Source organism: Paenibacillus sp. IITD108 (assembly GCF_036541265.1).
Taxonomy (GTDB): domain Bacteria; phylum Bacillota; class Bacilli; order Paenibacillales; family Paenibacillaceae; genus Pristimantibacillus.
This window is the reverse complement of record NZ_JAZHCT010000022.1, coordinates 12696-29208: the sequence shown is the minus strand read 5'-3', so window position 1 is coordinate 29208 and position 16513 is coordinate 12696. Positions and strand designations below refer to the sequence as shown.

Sequence of the window (16513 nt, the reverse complement as noted above, 5' to 3'; positions counted from 1 at the left end):
AAAGGAGCCTCCCTTTATGAATACACAACTCTCTATAAGAGAACGTATAGCCCTTCGAGCCGAAAAAGAAATAGAAAACGGCATGTATGTCAATCTTGGCATTGGCATTCCGACACTAGTAGCCAACTTTATATCAGCTGACAAACAAATAATTTTACATTCTGAAAATGGCTTGCTAGGCATAGGGCCTTATCCTGAAGCCGATAAAGTTGACGCTGACCTGATTAATGCCGGCAAGGAAACGGTCACAGCTGCTCTGGGCGCTTCTTATTTTAACAGCTCAGAATCCTTCGCCATGATTCGAGGCGGCCATATAGATCTGGCTATTCTTGGCGGCATGGAAGTTTCGAGCAAAGGTGATTTGACTAACTGGATGATCCCTGGCAAGATGGTAAAGGGTATGGGTGGCGCGATGGACTTAGTGCACGGCGCCAAACGTGTCGTTGTTATTATGGACCATGTCAATAAAGCCAATGAACCGAAAATACTGCATGATTGCAAGCTCCCTCTCACCGGCAAGCAAGTGGTGCATCGTATTATAACGGATCGAGCCGTTATCGATATTACCGACAAGGGTCTATTGCTCGTCGAGGTTGCACGGGGCTGCTCGGTCGAAGATATTAAAGCGATAACAGAACCGCCGCTGCTTTTATCCGAGGATATTAGGATGAATGCATTTTAATTTGCATCTGCTTTGATGACAGACTGGCTTCACTGCTGAAGGAGGAAATAGCAATGTTCAATAAGCGTGTCATTATCGTTACAGGCGCTGCTTCAGGAATTGGTCTTCAGCTTGCTGAGCGATTCGCTCGAGAAGGCGGGGTAGTCATGCTGTCCGATCTAAACGATTCTGCCTTGCAGACCGCCAGAAAGCAGCTTGATGAGCTTGGCTATCAAGCTGCTTCTGTTCAGGCTGATATGACAATAGAACAGGATATTATAAATTTAATTGACCAAACGGTTGCCCGGTTCGGAAGACTGGACGTTCTAATCAACAATGCAGGCATTCAGCATGTTGCACCGCTTGAAAATTTTCCCACCAATAAGTTTGAGCTTATGATTAAACTGATGCTTACTGCTCCTTTTATAGCTATCAAGCATGCGATCCCTATTATGAAACGGCAAGGCTTTGGCAGAATTATAAATATGTCATCGATCAACGGGCTTGTCGGCTTCGCTGGCAAATCCGCTTATAACAGCGCTAAGCACGGTATCATCGGCTTAACAAAAGCTGCTGCTCTAGAAACAGCCGACTGGCATTACCATAAATGCATTGTGTCCGGGATATGTTGATACGCCTTTAGTACGCGGACAGCTTGAGGATTTAGCTAAAACACGTAACGTACCGCTCAAAAGCGTACTGGAGGAGGTCATCTACCCGCTTGTTCCGCAAAAGCGCTTGTTGGATATGGATGAGATAGCGGATTATGCACTTTTTTTGGCCAACGAGCGCACCAAAGGTGTAACAGGTCAAGCAGTCGTGCTGGATGGGGGCTATACAGCTCAATAGCGCTATTTAGCGGGAAATTATGATACACTTGCTCTAATTAACATGATGTTGAGAGGAGTATCGCAATGAATCCAGCTATCGTTATCATTATGGAGCAGCTTGAACAAAGAACAACGCTCCAGCCGCTGTCTCCGTTGTATTCATGGGATGAACAGCTAGAGACAAAAATCGAATCTTTGAAGCAAGAAGCGACTAGCACGCCTATGATCACTCTTATTGCCGCCCTTCATCTGCGTAATGACAGCTTGGCGCTTTCACATTTCTACGCACAGCAAATCGAGCATGATCCAACTGGCGCTTATTGGCATGGCATCATGCATCGGATGGAAGGCGATTATTGGAATGCCAATTATTGGTTTAGACAAGCTGGCAATCATCCCGTTATGAAGCAGATCAAAGCGATCGTTGCACAATGGCTGCAGCAAAATTGGCACAGCAAGCTGGCGGACTCGGCCAGCGCTCACATATTGGAATCTTTCAAGCTTAATAATGCTTGGAACAGCATGCAATTTACAGACCTTGTCCAGACGTGCCTGCGTTCAAACGATGCCATCCTGGAAGAGCTTTTAAAGCATATTCAAGCTATTGAGATAAAGGCTCTATTTCAACATACTCTGAATGCTCTTGCCAAAAGCTGATGTTTTACAAGAAGCAACCTATTTACGGTATCAAGGTGAAACGGCTGTCGCCGTCCTTATTGCGATCATAAGTTTCATTCCGGAGAAATATTAGAACAGGTATAAGCAGAAAACTTATAATTTCTAATATTTCAAGAATAAACGGCTTAGCCGTTCACTGGAAAGGCACATTTACTGATGAATTATAGGAACAAGTATAAGGTGAATCCTTGTGCTTGTTCTATATTTTAGAAAATTACATTTCGTAACGTACCCTATAATCAACTGGCAAAATTGCTCTAACGGTTGCCATCGCTGCTATTTCGATTATTTTAGCTAATTTCAGCATTTAACGGTTGCCACGAGTGCTATTGTACTATTTATCGAGCAAAATCAGTGCTTTTGGAGAAATTAAGCGCAATAGCAACCGTTAGAAAATTCAAGCTGCCATTTTTGCAGGAATAGCGTTTGTGGCAACCCTTAGAAAGATCACAACCCATACCCAAACATAACTCCAGTAGTGGATTGTCAGTTGCTTGTTTTTTAACTTTTTTTAATCCAAAACTTAAACAGACCGTTATCCTCCGCAGATTCCAATAACTCATTGCCAGTACTTTTAGACCAAGCAGCAATATCGCCTTGTGACCCTTTATCTGTTGCATGAACTTCGAGAATTTGTCCGGCATCCATTTCAGCCATCATTTTTTTCGTCCTTACTATCGGCATAGGACACGCAAGTCCTGTAGCATCTAATAATTTATCGCTTTTCATCATTCATTCCTCCCCTTGTTGTTAAACGGAGCGATCCTGAGGATAGCTCCAATTGTTCATGCCTTCATAAGCATTAATAATATGGGTAAATCCTTGCTCTGCAAGCAGCATGCACGCCGTATCGCTGCGATTACCCGATTGGCAAATAACAATATATCTGTCCTGCGGATCAAGCTCCTTCATTCGTTCTGCCAACTGTCCGAGCGGTATAGAAATAGCTTCAGGGATATGGCCAAATGCAAATTCCGCCGGCTCTCGTACATCGATCAGCTTGCACGTCATACCTGTGCTTAACTGCTTATACAGCTGATCATTGCCTATGACGTGGGGATGCTTAATCGCTTCCTTCCCTTTACTAGCTTCAGATTTGCGAATAAAATGCTTCCACATCCCCCCACACCTCCTATACCCGATATATGGATGTCCATCCATATGTTCTTCATATTTAATAATATGATCAACTTACAGGCCGTTCATGCGGACAGCTTCTTGCATCCTAATTAGACAGCAGCAGACAATAGGAAATTAGATATACCCGTATAGGTATAAGAATAGCGAAATGCAACTTCGATGTCAACTCTCCCCAGCGTCAGGTTATTCACACTTTCGTCATTGCACTTGCCGTTTCAATATCGTATTATCTAGATATAACGATTTATAGACAGGAGCTACATTATGGATAAAGAGCAGCAAATGCTTGAAGAAGCCGCTGAGCTGCTGCGCACAATCAGTCATCCTGCGCGGCTTTGTATTATTAAACGGCTATTGGATGAGGAACCTTGCAACGTAACCTACTTGCAAAATTGCATGGGGCTTCCTCAGTCCACATTGTCTACCCATTTGCAAAAGCTGCGTTCAGCAAATATCGTTACCGCGAAGCGCAACGGCCTAGAAGTTTTTTATGTCATTCATAATGAAAAAGTAAAGCAGCTTATTCCTATTTTATTTTCGCACGAATAAATTTTATAACTGGAGGGTTTTATATGAGCAAAAAAGTATTAATCGTTGGCGGAGTAGCTGGCGGAGCATCCGCTGCTGCAAGACTGCGCAGACTGGACGAGCAAGCCAAAATCATTATGCTTGAGCGCGATGAGCATATTTCATTTGCTAACTGCGGACTGCCTTATTATATTGGCGAAACGATTCAAGAGCGTTCTAAGCTGCTAATCCAAACACCGGAAGCCATGAAAAAGCGCTTCAACATTGATGTACGAATTTTCAGCGAGGTCATCGCCATTGACGGCGATAACAAAACAGCCACGATTCGCAGCAAGGATCGCGGCACTTATGAGGAAAGCTTTGATTATTTGGTGCTGTCTCCAGGCGCCAAGCCGCTTGTTCCTCCTATTCCTGGCATTGAGCTGCCTGGCATTACGAGCCTGCGCAACATTGCCGATACGGATCGCATCAAGCAGCTTGTAGATGAGAAGCCAATCAAGCAGGCCATCGTTGTCGGCGGCGGCTTTATCGGCATTGAAATGGCGGAAAACTTGCGTGAACGCGGGATAGGGGTTACCGTTATCGAAGCAGCGCCTCATATTTTAGCCCCTTACGACACGGATATGATCGCCCATGCCGAGCAGGAGCTGAAAAAGCATGGCGTCGAGCTGGTGCTTGGCGACGGTGTTGCATCCTTCACAAAAAATGAACAGCATCAAACAGAGCAAATCACCGTGCAGCTGCAAAGTGGCAGCACCTTACTGGCTGATCTGGTCATACTTGCCATTGGCGTTAAACCAGACACAGCATTTCTGCAGCAATCCAATGTAAATTTGGGAGCCAAAGGGCATATTCTAGTCAATGAATATATGGAAACTAATCTTGCTGGCGTATACGCGGTCGGCGATGCTGTAGAGGTAACACATTTTGTAAGCAACCAGCAAACGGCTATTCCGCTTGCCGGACCGGCCAATAAGCAAGGCCGAATCGCAGCGGACAATATAGCAGGTCTGAAGAGCGCTTATAAAGGAACGCAAGGCTCATCTATCATTAAAATTTTCAAGCTGACCGGAGCCGCCACTGGCATGAACGAACGTATGCTGCAGCAGCTGAATCAACCGTATCACGTCGTACATCTTCATCCCGCTTCGCATGCTACCTATTATCCTGGCGCATCGCCAATAGCGATGAAGCTTATTTTTGACTATGAAGGCAAAATACTAGGCGCGCAAGCCTTTGGCAAGGATGGCGTCGATAAAAGAATAGATGTGATCGCAACCGTTATTCGCATGCAAGGCACCGTGGAAGATTTGACAGAGCTTGAGCTTTGCTATGCTCCGCCGTACTCCTCCGCAAAAGACCCGGTTAATATGGCAGGATACATTGCTCAAAATATTGTTGACGAACGAGCAGTTGTTTTTCTTCCGCGGGATTTGGCAGACAGAGATCTGGACAATACAATGCTGGTTGATGTGCGTACCCCGAAAGAACATAATGACGGGCATATTCCAGGCTCGATCTCTATTCCAGTTGACGAGCTTCGCAGCAGGCTGGATGAGCTGGACCGCGATAAAGAAATCTGGGTGTACTGCCAGGTCGGTTTGCGCGGCTATACTGCATTACGCATACTTGCTCAACATGGTTTTATAGTTAAAAATTTAACCGGCGGGTATAAAAGCTATACGATGAGCAATTTTACACTAGCCTAATTTCATAATAGTTTCAATAAAAAGAGCGACCAAAATTTGGTCGCTCTCCGTTATTCCTATTTCTACCCTACATGAACACCGTCCAAAGTAAATGATGTAAGTATCCCATCCTTGTATAAACGTATAAACGCATCCGCTACGACAGGGTCAAAATGTTTGCCGCGCTGGTTCTCAACCTCGCGAATCGTCTCTTCCGGCGTCCATGCACGCTTGTAAGGACGCTCATGCGTAAGCGCATCATAAAAATCCGCTAATGCGACTATTCGCGCAGGCAAAGGAATCTCTTCCCCCTTTAAGCCAATCGGGTATCCAGATCCGTCCCATTTCTCATGATGATACATCGCAATAATGCCTGCCAGCTGCAAAATGCTAAATGAAGTGCCTTCCAATATACGATAGCCAATCGTCGTATGAGTTTTCATAAGCTCAAATTCGCTTGGCTCGAAGCGGCCCGGCTTTAGCAGCACGGCATCCGGAATGCCTATTTTGCCAATGTCATGAAGCGGCGCCGCTGCTCGGATCATCTCGATTTGCTGCTCCGGCATACCTAGCTGCTCTGCAATTTTTCCGGATAGCCAGCCTACCCGCTGCGTGTGCTGCCCGGTCATATCATCCCGATACTCCGCCGCTCTTGCAAGCAGCTCCAATATTTCGAACTTCGCATATTGCAGCTCTTCTGTTCTTTGATTGACGCGTTCTTCTAGCTTGTTGTTGTTTTGCTGCAGCAGCTTATGCAGCTGGCGGGTTTTCAACAAATTATTAATCCGAAGAATGACCTCTGTCCGATCATAAGGCTTAACTAGAAAATCATTAGCGCCAGCCTCCAACACTTCCTGCTTTACACCAGGCGTAATATCTGCGGTAAGCATAAGTACAGGCAGGTAATTTTCCTCTCCAACTTGTTCACGTATAAATTGGAGCACCTCCCTGCCATCCATAACAGGCATATGCAAATCAAGCAGAACGATATCCGGTCGATAGGTGTGAAGCAAATGTTTAATGTCTTCTGCTTTCATCGTTGTATGAATATGCTCAAAGCCTGCTCGTCTAAGTATTCGTTCAAGCAGAGAGACATTATATTCTTGATCGTCGATAATCAGCAGCTTCGACTTTTTTAATTCGCCCATTTTGTTCCCACACTCCATTTAACTGTCAAAACGTGATAAGCCTATCATGCTAATGCAGAAACTATCTTTCCCAGCAGCCTGCTGAATTCAACAGGCTTCGTATCGAAGTCATCACAACCGGCTTGAAACGCTTTTTCTTTATCTCCTGTCATAGCATGAGCAGTTAGTACAATTACAGGAATATGTTTAGTAGCCTCACAGCTCTTTAACGTTCTTGTTGCCTCCCAGCCATCCATAATTGGCAGGCTTAAATCCATCAATATTACATCGGGTACGTGCGCGAGAGCCATATCCACACCTTGCTGTCCATCATCTGCCGTCAGGATTGTATAGCCTTTACGAATTAGCCTGCGAGAAAGCATGTCCCTGTTCATCTCATTGTCTTCTACTAATAAAATTGTAGGCAAGCTTTCACCTTCTCCTAATCGTCTCTATTATTATTATCGGCAGAACCTATTAAATCATTTATTCTTGCAAGCAGCGCAGTATAATCTACAGAGCCCTTTTCTACAATCCCGCTCACTGAACCGCCCAGCATTAACAAATCTGCTGCTGTTATCGTTTTAGCTGTTACGACTACAACGGGAATATGCCTCCACTTGTCATGCTTGCGCAGCTCGGCAACAAACTGAAAGCCATCCATTTCCGGCATCATCAAGTCCAGCAGTATCAGTTCAGGCGTTTCTTCCTCCACACAGTCAAGTGCAAGCTTGCCGTTGCGCGCACAGGTAACTTCATAACCTTCCTTTAACAGCAATCTGGCCATCAGCTCGCTCGTTGGTTCATCATCCTCGATTACGAGTACAGCTTTGCCCGCCAGATTCGTAACATACTTATCAATTACATGAACGAGCGCATCTCTGCTGACAGGCTTTACAAGAAATTCCGATGCGCCAAGCGCATATCCAAGCTGCTTATCATTTGTCATGGACCATATAATGACGGGAATATGATTTAGCTCAGGATCGCTTTTAATAGATTCCAATACGCGCCAGCCATCCATACTCGGCATTAATATATCCAGACAGATCACCTGAGGCTTCAATTCTCTAGCCAGCTTCAAGCCTGTTTGGCCATTGCTGGCAAACGCAATCGTCCAGTTTTCCTTTTCGACATACCGTTTTAATAAATCATAATTAAAAGGCTCATCATCAATAAGCAAAATTTTGGGACTTTGACTAGATTTCCATTCCGTGTATGGCGTCCCGTCAGCATCAATTGCTCGAAATTCGGTTTGATTCGTACAAATAGTCGGCAGCCAGCAAGTGAATATGCTGCCTTCGCCTGGCTTGCTTTCAACCGAAATATCTCCGCCCAGCATATTCATAAAGCTGCGGCTGATTGCAAGCCCGAGCCCCGTTCCGCCATATTGCCGGGTTGTAGATGAATCTGCTTGAACAAAGGGCTGGAATAAATGGCTCATTTGTTCCTCAGTCATGCCAATGCCTGAATCTTCGATTCGAAATACAAATCCGTCATTCTGGTTGCGCCTTTGAGCTGCAACATCTAATTTAATAACGCCTCCATTTGTAAACTTAATGGCATTGCTTAATAAGTTAATTAAAACCTGCCTAAGCTTAGTCATATCTGATGACAATTCGCCAAGTGCAGCAGACACACGCAGCTCATTGTTATTTTTATCAGCGAGCGGCTGCATCGTGCCGGCCACATCGTAAATAAGCTGCGATAATTCAAAGCTCTCAATATGAATATCCATTTTTCCTGCTTCGATTTTTGAAATATCCAAAATATCATTAATTAATGTCAGCAAATGATGCCCGGCCTTTTTGATTTTACCCAGGTCATCTACAAAAAGCGGCTGATTCAAATCCTGCGCTTCCTCCATAAGCATCTCGCTGTAGCCAATAATCGCATTTAGAGGCGTCCTCAGCTCGTGGCTCATATTAGCAAGAAACTGGCTTTTGATTTGGTTGGCGCGTATAGCCTCGTCGTGAGCCTGCTCCAGCTGGGCAGTGCGCTCTTGCACAAGCCGCTCCAAGTTGCCGTTCAGCTCGCGCAGCTGTTCATTCATCGCATGTATTTCGGCACTTTTCTGTTCAATCTCTGAATCCTTATAATACATTTTTCTTGAAATATATATGGCTACTAGTGACAATCCCAAAGTGAATATCGTAACGATTGTAATAAAATAAGCCAGCCTGCTTTGGTCCAGCACAACTCCTGTGGACGCTTCTATTTTACCGCCCATATGAAACGTTGCAGCCAGCATGCCAGAATAATGCATGCCAATTATGGCCAGTCCCATAATTAGTCCACTGCCCAGCTTTTTTAAATTAACGTAAGTATCTTTGTCTTGATGCAAATATAAGGGCAACCAGAAGGCCGTAATAGAAGCAACGATTGCTATGAGTATAGACAGCGCTACATAGTATGGGTTGTATGTAATATCAATAACCATGGCAGCCATGCCTATATAGTGCATAGCTACGATGCCCGCTGCAAGCACCATTCCTCCCGCAACTAGTCTGGAAGCCGACAAGTGCGGCTTGCTGACTATCACTAAAGCGATAAATGCAGCTATAATCGCTACTATAACAGATAAAACTACGATCAGAACATCATAGGCAACCGGAACTGGAAGAGAAAACGCCAGCATGCCTACGAAATGCATCGACCATATGCCCATCCCCATAGCCGCTGACCCGAAGCCAATCCATAGCAGACGGCTTAGCCCCGTTCGGCTTTTAATAAGGCCTATCAAATTAATAACGGTATAAGAGGCTATAACAGCAACAATATAGGAGCAAACAACTAGTAACATATCATGTGAGCCATGAATATGCTGCATGCAGGTCTCCACCTCATCTCTATCAATTAGTGACCAAAAGACTATGAAAAGCAACTAAATTTCCCGAATTCTAGTCATTCATTATACTCGATTATTGTCGATTTTCCTATAAAATACTTACCGAATTTATAATAATTCAGTAACAAAGTCCTACTTTCGGCATTTTCTGCGAAATCAGGAACCTTATTAACAGCATAGCTGTTACGTAATGGCATGCAAAAAAGCATACTTTATCCTTTTCAGTATGCTTTCGACTTAGACTATAGTTACCACTTTTTACTAATGATTTACAATCGAAACCTCTACGGCAAAATCCATGCTTTCACCTGGCTCCAGCTCGGTGACCAGCCCTTGTCTGCGTGCTTCGGAGCGCGGCTTAACAAGACAGTTGGATGGCTCGATCGCCGTTACATACAATCCGTCCATTACATTATTCCATTGCCACAAATGAGGCAAGGTATCATGCTTGTAGCGAATTTTAAGAGCAAGCTGTTCATTGTTAATAGGATATGGTGCACGTACAGTCACTTCTCCCATCTGATCATGCTCGTATTCGCATTCATGGTAGAGCATCTCTACATCAGTATTTACAGAATTACGGAAATAATCAGCTCGCGGATCAATCAGCTCGGTACTGTTTCGCAGCAAACGGCGACGGTTGGCTACTTCGATGCTCGTATCGTCCTGTACGAGCGGGAAGCCTAAGTTCATATGATATTTAATCATGCATGGCATTTTCATTGCGCCAAGATTCGTTACTTGATCATAAATGCGAATAACAGGCTGGTCGGCCGGGACTTCAATACGGCGATGAAGCTGCATATGGTCGCCTAGCGAGCTGGCATCATTAACCTTGCCGCTTATGGCAAGCGAATAATTATCGCCAGTCCAGCTTCCGCCGTAACTAACCTCCGCAGCAGGCAATCTGCTTATCCGTCCGTGCATCTCATGCTGTCCTTCCTCATCCTCGCATGCCCGGCCTACATTGTTCAATCCGCAGGTCGCCAGCATGCCGCCATGAAATCCGGCAAGCCAGCCCCCTTTGTGCAAATGCGCAGGATGAACATACCCCGACTTGCTCATCCATGCCAGAGGTATTCCCTTATAGTAAAAAGCCCCGATATCCATGCCGCGATCAGGCAGTGCATAAAACTGCAAGCCAGCAGCATTCCAGGCATGCAGCCCCTTCGTTCCATGCTCCAGCCCATCCATAAAATGAATGCCCTTCACTCCGCATAGCTGGCTTATGTCTCCTACACGATTAATGACCTGTTGCCTTGTCCATTGCTCTCCGAATATTTGCATGCTGCCGTATGCCCCTGTCTCTTATGTCATAGAATAGATTACTTGTGATTGCAGCTTGGCTATACAAAAATACCTGAAGCAAGCCATCTGCCAAATGGCTTGCTCCAGATGCTTCTATTATGAATGGAGCAGCTCTACAGCTTTGGCATTCGCCTCCACCTGCTGCGGGTTTTTACAGCCAGGAATAACTGCCGTTACCGCTTCATGCTTGAGGCACCAAGCCAATGCCCAGCTGGCCATGTTTACGCCGGCAGGCACTTCCTCACGCGAAATGCGCTCGACCTCCTGCAAGCGCGTCTGTACGAGAGCGGCATCATGGCGATGGCGCACATCCGTTTTATCAAAGGTAGCACCGGGTTTGTACTTCCCGCTCAAGTAGCCGCTCGCTAGCGGCACCCTAGCCAGCACACCCAAATCCTGACGCTGGCAGGATGGGAATACTGCCTCCTCAGGCTTGCGGTCCAATCGGTTATATACGACTTGAATCACTTTAGAGCCTACTTGTGTGGAAGCTTCCGTCTGATGCACATTGTCATTTTTAGCAATAGAGGTGCCCAGGTGACGAATTTTTCCCGCCTGCACCTGCTTATCCAGCACCGTCCATAGCTCATCATTATCGAATACATGGTCCGGACCGGAATGGAATTGATATAAATCTATGTACTCTGTCTGCAGCGCTTTAAGCGAGGCATCCAGCTGCTTCACTACATCACCCGGCTCAAATACATCCGTACGTGTAAACCGCTCGTGAAAATGATGGCCGAACTTTGTTGCTACAATCCAATCTTCACGTTTACGTTTGGCCAAATAGTTGCCGATAAAAGCTTCTGACAAATGATCGCCATAGCATTCCGCCGTATCGATTAAATTAATGCCCAGCTCATGTGCCTTGTCCAATATAGCATCGACCTCTGACTGCTCATACTGGACACCCCATTCCCCGCCGAACTGCCAAGTGCCGACGCCAATAACGGATACATTTAAACCCGTTTTTCCTAATCTTCTATATTGCATATCGATCGCTCCCTTATCTGAAAATAGAAAGTATTCATCCTTACTACTATTATATGTCATGGAAGATATGATTAAATACATACCTTTTTATAACTATACCATGAATCGTTCGGCGGCGGCTTTTACGCGCTCTTATCAACAAACAAAAAGATCGCCCCTGCCAATCGAGGCGGGTGACGATCTTCTTCCATTTTCAGCAAATTATAGTATTGCTCCCTTATTATTTAGGGTCATTATTAATCGTTTGATCCGATGATGAGTTATCTGTTCCATACGGATTTACATATGACTGCTCTTGCTGCTCCTCTTCCTGTCTGCGTCCTGATCTGCCCTTAATCCATCTCCAAATCGCCAGAGGAACCGCCAGCAGCACAAACCAGAACTTTTTAAGCAATACTAGCGCTGCGCCAATAAGACCTGCCTTCTTCGCAGCAACCAGTCCCGCTCCTCCCAAAATTAGCCCCGTCAAGCCAACTTCAGATTTCTTGTCCACGCTAGGATCAAAATCTTCATAGGTAGAGCCTGCTGTAATGGAGTATTTTGGCAGAATCAGCTTATTTAGCGTCGCTATCTCTCTATCAAGAGTAGCCTCATCTGTAACGAGAAGCACAGACACATAGCCGCCGCGAGTAAGAATACGCACATTATAGTTAATAATTGCGTTGCCATAGAAATCTTCTGCTAGCAAAGCCCAGATCAAAGTACGATCCTCTTCATTATAGTAAGGCTCTGTATGCCAGCCCTTTACGAACAGTCTTTCTTCTTCTGCACGCGTCTCATTGCTTGCATCAGTGCCGTCCTGGTAGCTTTTTAGCAGCTTCTTGGCATTAATTTTGTTTTTATCCTTATCGGAAATATAACCTACATCCTCGTACTCGAATAAAACAAACCAGCTTTCTTCCTCATTAACAGGAAAAACGCTTCCCATCTCTGTACCCATTACGTTATTTCCCAAATATTCCTGAACGTCCATCGTATCTTCACGATCCAGATAAAGAAGGGATTCATCCAGTTCAAGTGTAGAAATATCTCCTACATTAACAGTAGTTCCCCCTTCAATCCAGTTCGGTTCAATCGGGTTACTTTCTGCTGTTGCAAATACTGTGCCTGTTGTAAGTAAAAATATTAATACCGTGCAAACCATCATTTTCATGTAACGCATTCCATGACCTCCGACAAATGTTACTAACATATTTTCTTTGAATTCCATTCATTTCCAATTGGAAATAATGACACTCGTTGTATAGTAACATATTTCCATATCTATGGAACTGGGTACTAAGAACTGTTTTATTTTACCATTTGACATTTCATTATTCCGTTATTTGGTTTTTTTTAGATTTAATAGTAGGCTATTAACCGCAATTTCATAGTCAAAAAGATTCAACTTGCCAGTATCAGCTTGTGTACGATGCCTGCTGTACGAAGAAAACGCATTAAAGCTCATTCAGCGGACAACAAAGTTATTCACAGCATTACTAACATATGAATCGAGGTTATACACATAATCAACAAAAGTATTCACAGGTTGTGCACGAATTTCTTCAAAAACGCATGCTGATGACTTGATTTTGAAAAGTTATCCACAAGTTGATACAAAAAAAGAAGCTGTCAAAGCATCAGCTAACTGTACAAACGCTTCAGTCAGCTTGACCGCTTAACAGCTTCTTTATTACTACATCAGCAACCAAGAAGAAACGCTGCGCGTCCTTGTCTAAGGATGTGCCGTTTCTCGATGAATATAGGATGAAGTATAAGATGAAAACAGATACTTCCCTATATTTCAAGGATAAACGTTTCCGCCGTCCTTCGCTTGAACGAAGGAGGCGCGTTTACCGGTGAAGTATAGGAACAGTTATAAAGTGAAAACTTATACTTTCCTATACTTCAAGGATAAACGGCTTCGCCGCCTAGTTAAATAATAACGGCCGTACCGCTTACCGCTACCATCAGCATACCTTCGCGAACAACTTCATAATCAATATCAATACCGACAATGGCATTGGCACCCATTCTGGCAGCCTGCTCCTTCATCTCTGCAAATGCCGCATCTCTTGCCTCTTGAAGCTTGCTCTCATAAGCGCCTGAACGTCCGCCTACTATATCCGTAATAGAGGCCAAAAAATCTCTCACTACGTTTGCACCCATAATAACTTCGCCTGTTGCGATTCCTGCATAATGTTTAATTGGATATCCTTCGATTATAGGGGTTGTTGTAACGATCATTTTAATTCCTCCATTTTGATGTCCCTTCAAAGAGGAGACACGTAAAGTGAATGACACTCGGTATTACGAATAGAGCTATGCTTTGGTTTCCAGCTGAAACTGCAACTTGAACACCGTTTATATATTTGTTTCTTCCTCGGCTTGCTTGCTGGCATCTTCCTTGCCCGCGTACAGTAATCTTGATACGGCTATTCCTACTGCGCCCAGCACGATAAACATAATCGCTCTGATCGAAAGCGATACATCGGGTACATCGATAAGAATAACCTTCATCAACACGACAAATAAAAACAGCATGCCGGTCAGTCTAGCTTTTGAAAGCTTGAAAATCATACCTACAGCGATAGCGCCTAAAGCATACAGCAACCAAGCCCCCGACAAAATAAAGTGCCGTATATCGCTTTCCATCCCTTTGGTTGCAAGGTTAACGATTATTGATACAAAAATAAGGCCTAGAGCCGCTTCCAGCCATAACAGCGCTGATAATAACAGCTTATTGTTGTCGTGCCCGATCGCACCATCAGCTTCTGTTGATTGCTGCGTCTTTGGAAAAATCCATTTGGAATAAGCAGCATAAATAACCGCAATACCCGCCAGCAGAACAATCCAGCCCAATGTTTCAGTTGATACAATTTTCACAGGAGCGTTCGTTATAATCCAAACGCCTGATATAATCGCTAAAATGCTGCCAGTAATTTTTTGTAGAGTATATTTTATTTTTGCCCCTAAAATTAATGCCAATACTCCTTCTGCAAATACAGCTATGCTGCTATAGGCCATGCCGCTCCAATTCATAATAAACAGGAACACTGCAGCTGTCGCTATCACCATGCTTACATCTACACGATGGCGGTGAAAGGACTGCTGCTCATGATCAGCAGCGGCTTGGGAAGCGATTTTCATAAAATGGTACGCCGCCGCTCCATAAATGAGCGCTCCTGCAGCCAGCATAATCGGATAAAGGTTGCTGTCGTTATACAGCAAATTTGCCCACATCGCCAGCAGCAGGAATGAAACAAACTGCATAGCAAGCTGTTCGGCATTTGATTGCTTGCGCCTTATAAACTGAACGAGCAATACAAGATGCTGAATCGTTAATGCTGTTAAAAGGAGCGCTTCGTTTTCTGTGTAATCAAGGGCCAGTGCCAATATAAACGAGAAATGCAGCAGGCCAAATGAAAACCAGTAAGCGACTTGATAGTTATAACGTGTCGCCAGCAGGAACATGAAAATAGAAAATACGACCTGATAGCCAATAAACAAATACTCGCTCGAGCTGTTGTACGCGACCAAAAACGGTATCATATAGCCTGACAAGGTTGACAAAACCAGCAAGGTCTGGGAACGCCATTTAAGCGATGTGTACGTAATGAGCACCAATACCGCCATGTACAATATAATAGCGACTGGGGCTGATATTAAATCATAAAGCAGATGAGCTGCCGATATGGACAATATAAATACGCCAAGCGAGCCACCGAGTAATACTTTGCCGAGCCCGGCCCGATCCTTTTTCGTCTGCTGCACGCCAGTTCCGTACAAAATAGCTCCCAGCAAAACGCCGAGTATACACCGCACCTCTTGCGACAAATGTCCGTTTACAACAATCGCAAGAAAACCCCACAGCACACCCAACAGCAGAACAACTATGAACACGCGCGGCAACCATACTCTGGCCAGCACATGCTCCAAGCTCTGATTCTCTTTATATCGGCCATTGGAATCTATTGGCCGGTACGGCGGCGGATAGCCGTAAGGCTGTATCGGCGGCTGGGCAGTTGCTTGCCCTGGATGCGGCATGCTCCCCTGCGGCTGTTGAGGTGCTTGACCATACGGCGCGGACGGCTGCGACTGGCCTTGCGCTGCTTGCGGCCCATAGCCGTATGGCGCGGACGGCTGCGACTGGCCCTGCGCCGATTGCGGCCCATAGCCGTATGGCGCGGACGGCTGCGATTGGCCCTGCGCCGATTGCGGCCCATAGCCGTATGGCATAGACGGCTGCGACTGGCCCTGCGCCGATTGCGGCCCATAGCCGTATGGCGCGGATCGCTGCGACTGGCCCTGCGCCGATTGCGGTCCATAGCCATATGGCGCGGATCGCTGCGACTGGCCCTGCGCCGATTGCGGCCCATAGCCGTATGGCGCGGACGGCTGCGACTGGCCTTCCGCTGCTTGCGGCCCATAGCCGTATGGCGCGGACGGCTGCGAATGGCCCTGCGCCGATTGCGGCCCATAGCCGTATGGAGCGGACGGCTGCGACGGCTCTTGACTTTCTGATGAGCCGGACTCCTGGGCCTCATGTTGCTGAGTATGCTGCTGCGCTCCAGCAGTTTGCGCATTCTGAGCGCTGCGCAGCTGGCTTATTTCATCCTCTAAAGAGTTGATTTTTTGCTCTAATCTTAGTAATAAATCCTTCAATTGATTATCATCCACTTTTGATCCACCTCCTGCAGCTGTACTCCTAAATCACATCGCCATATTATAGC

14 protein-coding genes and 1 pseudogene are annotated in these 16513 nt (G+C 45.4%); 5 read left to right on the top strand and 10 right to left on the bottom strand.

Annotation, left to right across the window (positions count from 1 at the left end; genetic code table 11):
- The first annotated feature begins 16 nt into the window (after window positions 1-16).
- The 3 genes and pseudogenes from V1L65_RS18715 to V1L65_RS18705 all read left to right on the top strand — a co-directional run bounded on the left by V1L65_RS18715 (window position 17) and on the right by V1L65_RS18705 (window position 2148).
- Window positions 17-682 (top strand): 3-oxoacid CoA-transferase subunit B, encoded by a 666-nt coding sequence (locus tag V1L65_RS18715; RefSeq protein WP_331700751.1) that lies wholly within the window; start codon window positions 17-19, stop codon window positions 680-682.
- Window positions 683-735: 53 nt separating this feature from the next.
- Window positions 736-1510: pseudogene (locus V1L65_RS18710) on the top strand (3-hydroxybutyrate dehydrogenase).
- 65 nt (window positions 1511-1575) lie between these two features.
- Window positions 1576-2148: a hypothetical protein gene (locus V1L65_RS18705; RefSeq protein ID WP_331700750.1), complete on the top strand. Its 573-nt coding sequence runs from the start codon at window positions 1576-1578 to the stop codon at window positions 2146-2148.
- A gap of 522 nt (window positions 2149-2670) precedes the next feature.
- On the opposite strand, the gene V1L65_RS18700 is transcribed toward V1L65_RS18705, so the two are convergent.
- Together V1L65_RS18700 and V1L65_RS18695 are read right to left on the bottom strand one after the other, a co-directional pair.
- Window positions 2671-2898, bottom strand: coding sequence for a sulfurtransferase TusA family protein (locus tag V1L65_RS18700; RefSeq protein ID WP_331700819.1), 228 nt, complete (start codon window positions 2896-2898; stop codon window positions 2671-2673).
- 21 nt (window positions 2899-2919) lie between these two features.
- Window positions 2920-3288: a rhodanese-like domain-containing protein gene (locus V1L65_RS18695; RefSeq protein ID WP_331700749.1), complete on the bottom strand. Its 369-nt coding sequence runs from the start codon at window positions 3286-3288 to the stop codon at window positions 2920-2922.
- A gap of 285 nt (window positions 3289-3573) precedes the next feature.
- On the opposite strand from V1L65_RS18695, the gene V1L65_RS18690 reads away from it, so the two are divergent.
- Together V1L65_RS18690 and V1L65_RS18685 are read left to right on the top strand one after the other, a co-directional pair.
- A complete protein-coding gene (locus V1L65_RS18690) occupies window positions 3574-3858 on the top strand; it encodes an ArsR/SmtB family transcription factor (RefSeq protein WP_331700748.1) in 285 nt (94 codons plus the stop codon).
- Between the two features lie 23 nt (window positions 3859-3881).
- Window positions 3882-5546, top strand: a complete 1665-nt coding sequence (locus V1L65_RS18685; RefSeq protein ID WP_331700747.1) for a CoA-disulfide reductase — start codon at window positions 3882-3884, stop codon at window positions 5544-5546.
- A gap of 62 nt (window positions 5547-5608) precedes the next feature.
- Here the strand turns inward: V1L65_RS18685 and V1L65_RS18680 are convergent, their stop codons facing one another.
- The 8 genes from V1L65_RS18680 to V1L65_RS18645 all read right to left on the bottom strand — a co-directional run bounded on the left by V1L65_RS18680 (window position 5609) and on the right by V1L65_RS18645 (window position 16460).
- Window positions 5609-6673, bottom strand: a complete 1065-nt coding sequence (locus V1L65_RS18680; protein WP_331700746.1) for an HD-GYP domain-containing protein — start codon at window positions 6671-6673, stop codon at window positions 5609-5611.
- A gap of 44 nt (window positions 6674-6717) precedes the next feature.
- Window positions 6718-7080: a response regulator gene (locus tag V1L65_RS18675; RefSeq protein ID WP_331700745.1), complete on the bottom strand. Its 363-nt coding sequence runs from the start codon at window positions 7078-7080 to the stop codon at window positions 6718-6720.
- A 14-nt stretch (window positions 7081-7094) separates the two neighbouring features.
- Window positions 7095-9482: a response regulator gene (locus V1L65_RS18670; protein WP_331700744.1), complete on the bottom strand. Its 2388-nt coding sequence runs from the start codon at window positions 9480-9482 to the stop codon at window positions 7095-7097.
- Window positions 9483-9761: 279 nt separating this feature from the next.
- On the bottom strand, window positions 9762-10787 hold the full coding sequence (locus V1L65_RS18665) for a DUF4432 family protein (RefSeq protein WP_331700743.1): 1026 nt from the start codon (window positions 10785-10787) through the stop codon (window positions 9762-9764).
- A gap of 117 nt (window positions 10788-10904) precedes the next feature.
- Window positions 10905-11801 (bottom strand): aldo/keto reductase, encoded by an 897-nt coding sequence (locus tag V1L65_RS18660; protein ID WP_331700742.1) that lies wholly within the window; start codon window positions 11799-11801, stop codon window positions 10905-10907.
- Window positions 11802-12021: 220 nt separating this feature from the next.
- Window positions 12022-12963 carry a DUF2167 domain-containing protein gene (locus tag V1L65_RS18655; protein ID WP_331700741.1) on the bottom strand — a complete coding sequence of 314 codons (942 nt, stop codon included), beginning with the start codon at window positions 12961-12963 and terminating at the stop codon, window positions 12022-12024.
- Between the two features lie 752 nt (window positions 12964-13715).
- On the bottom strand, window positions 13716-14027 hold the full coding sequence (locus tag V1L65_RS18650; RefSeq protein ID WP_331700740.1) for a YbjQ family protein: 312 nt from the start codon (window positions 14025-14027) through the stop codon (window positions 13716-13718).
- A 117-nt stretch (window positions 14028-14144) separates the two neighbouring features.
- Entirely contained in the window at window positions 14145-16460 is a 2316-nt protein-coding gene (locus tag V1L65_RS18645; RefSeq protein ID WP_331700739.1) for a DUF2339 domain-containing protein, read from the bottom strand.
- Between the last annotated feature and the right edge of the window lie 53 nt (window positions 16461-16513).

Bases quoted from the DNA above. Each gene is read 5' to 3' on its own strand.
- V1L65_RS18655 (WP_331700741.1), bottom strand. From the start codon at position 12,963: ATGCGTTACATGAAAATGATGGTTTGCACGGTATTAATATTTTTACTT.
- V1L65_RS18690 (WP_331700748.1), top strand. From the start codon at position 3,574: ATGGATAAAGAGCAGCAAATGCTTGAAGAAGCCGCTGAGCTGCTGCGC.
- V1L65_RS18670 (WP_331700744.1), bottom strand. From the start codon at position 9,482: ATGCAGCATATTCATGGCTCACATGATATGTTACTAGTTGTTTGCTCC.
- V1L65_RS18665 (WP_331700743.1), bottom strand. From the start codon at position 10,787: ATGCAAATATTCGGAGAGCAATGGACAAGGCAACAGGTCATTAATCGT.
- V1L65_RS18660 (WP_331700742.1), bottom strand. From the start codon at position 11,801: ATGCAATATAGAAGATTAGGAAAAACGGGTTTAAATGTATCCGTTATT.
- V1L65_RS18650 (WP_331700740.1), bottom strand. From the start codon at position 14,027: ATGATCGTTACAACAACCCCTATAATCGAAGGATATCCAATTAAACAT.
- V1L65_RS18685 (WP_331700747.1), top strand. From the start codon at position 3,882: ATGAGCAAAAAAGTATTAATCGTTGGCGGAGTAGCTGGCGGAGCATCC.
- V1L65_RS18680 (WP_331700746.1), bottom strand. From the start codon at position 6,673: ATGGGCGAATTAAAAAAGTCGAAGCTGCTGATTATCGACGATCAAGAA.
- V1L65_RS18705 (WP_331700750.1), top strand. From the start codon at position 1,576: ATGAATCCAGCTATCGTTATCATTATGGAGCAGCTTGAACAAAGAACA.
- V1L65_RS18700 (WP_331700819.1), bottom strand. From the start codon at position 2,898: ATGAAAAGCGATAAATTATTAGATGCTACAGGACTTGCGTGTCCTATG.
- V1L65_RS18715 (WP_331700751.1), top strand. From the start codon at position 17: ATGAATACACAACTCTCTATAAGAGAACGTATAGCCCTTCGAGCCGAA.
- V1L65_RS18695 (WP_331700749.1), bottom strand. From the start codon at position 3,288: ATGTGGAAGCATTTTATTCGCAAATCTGAAGCTAGTAAAGGGAAGGAA.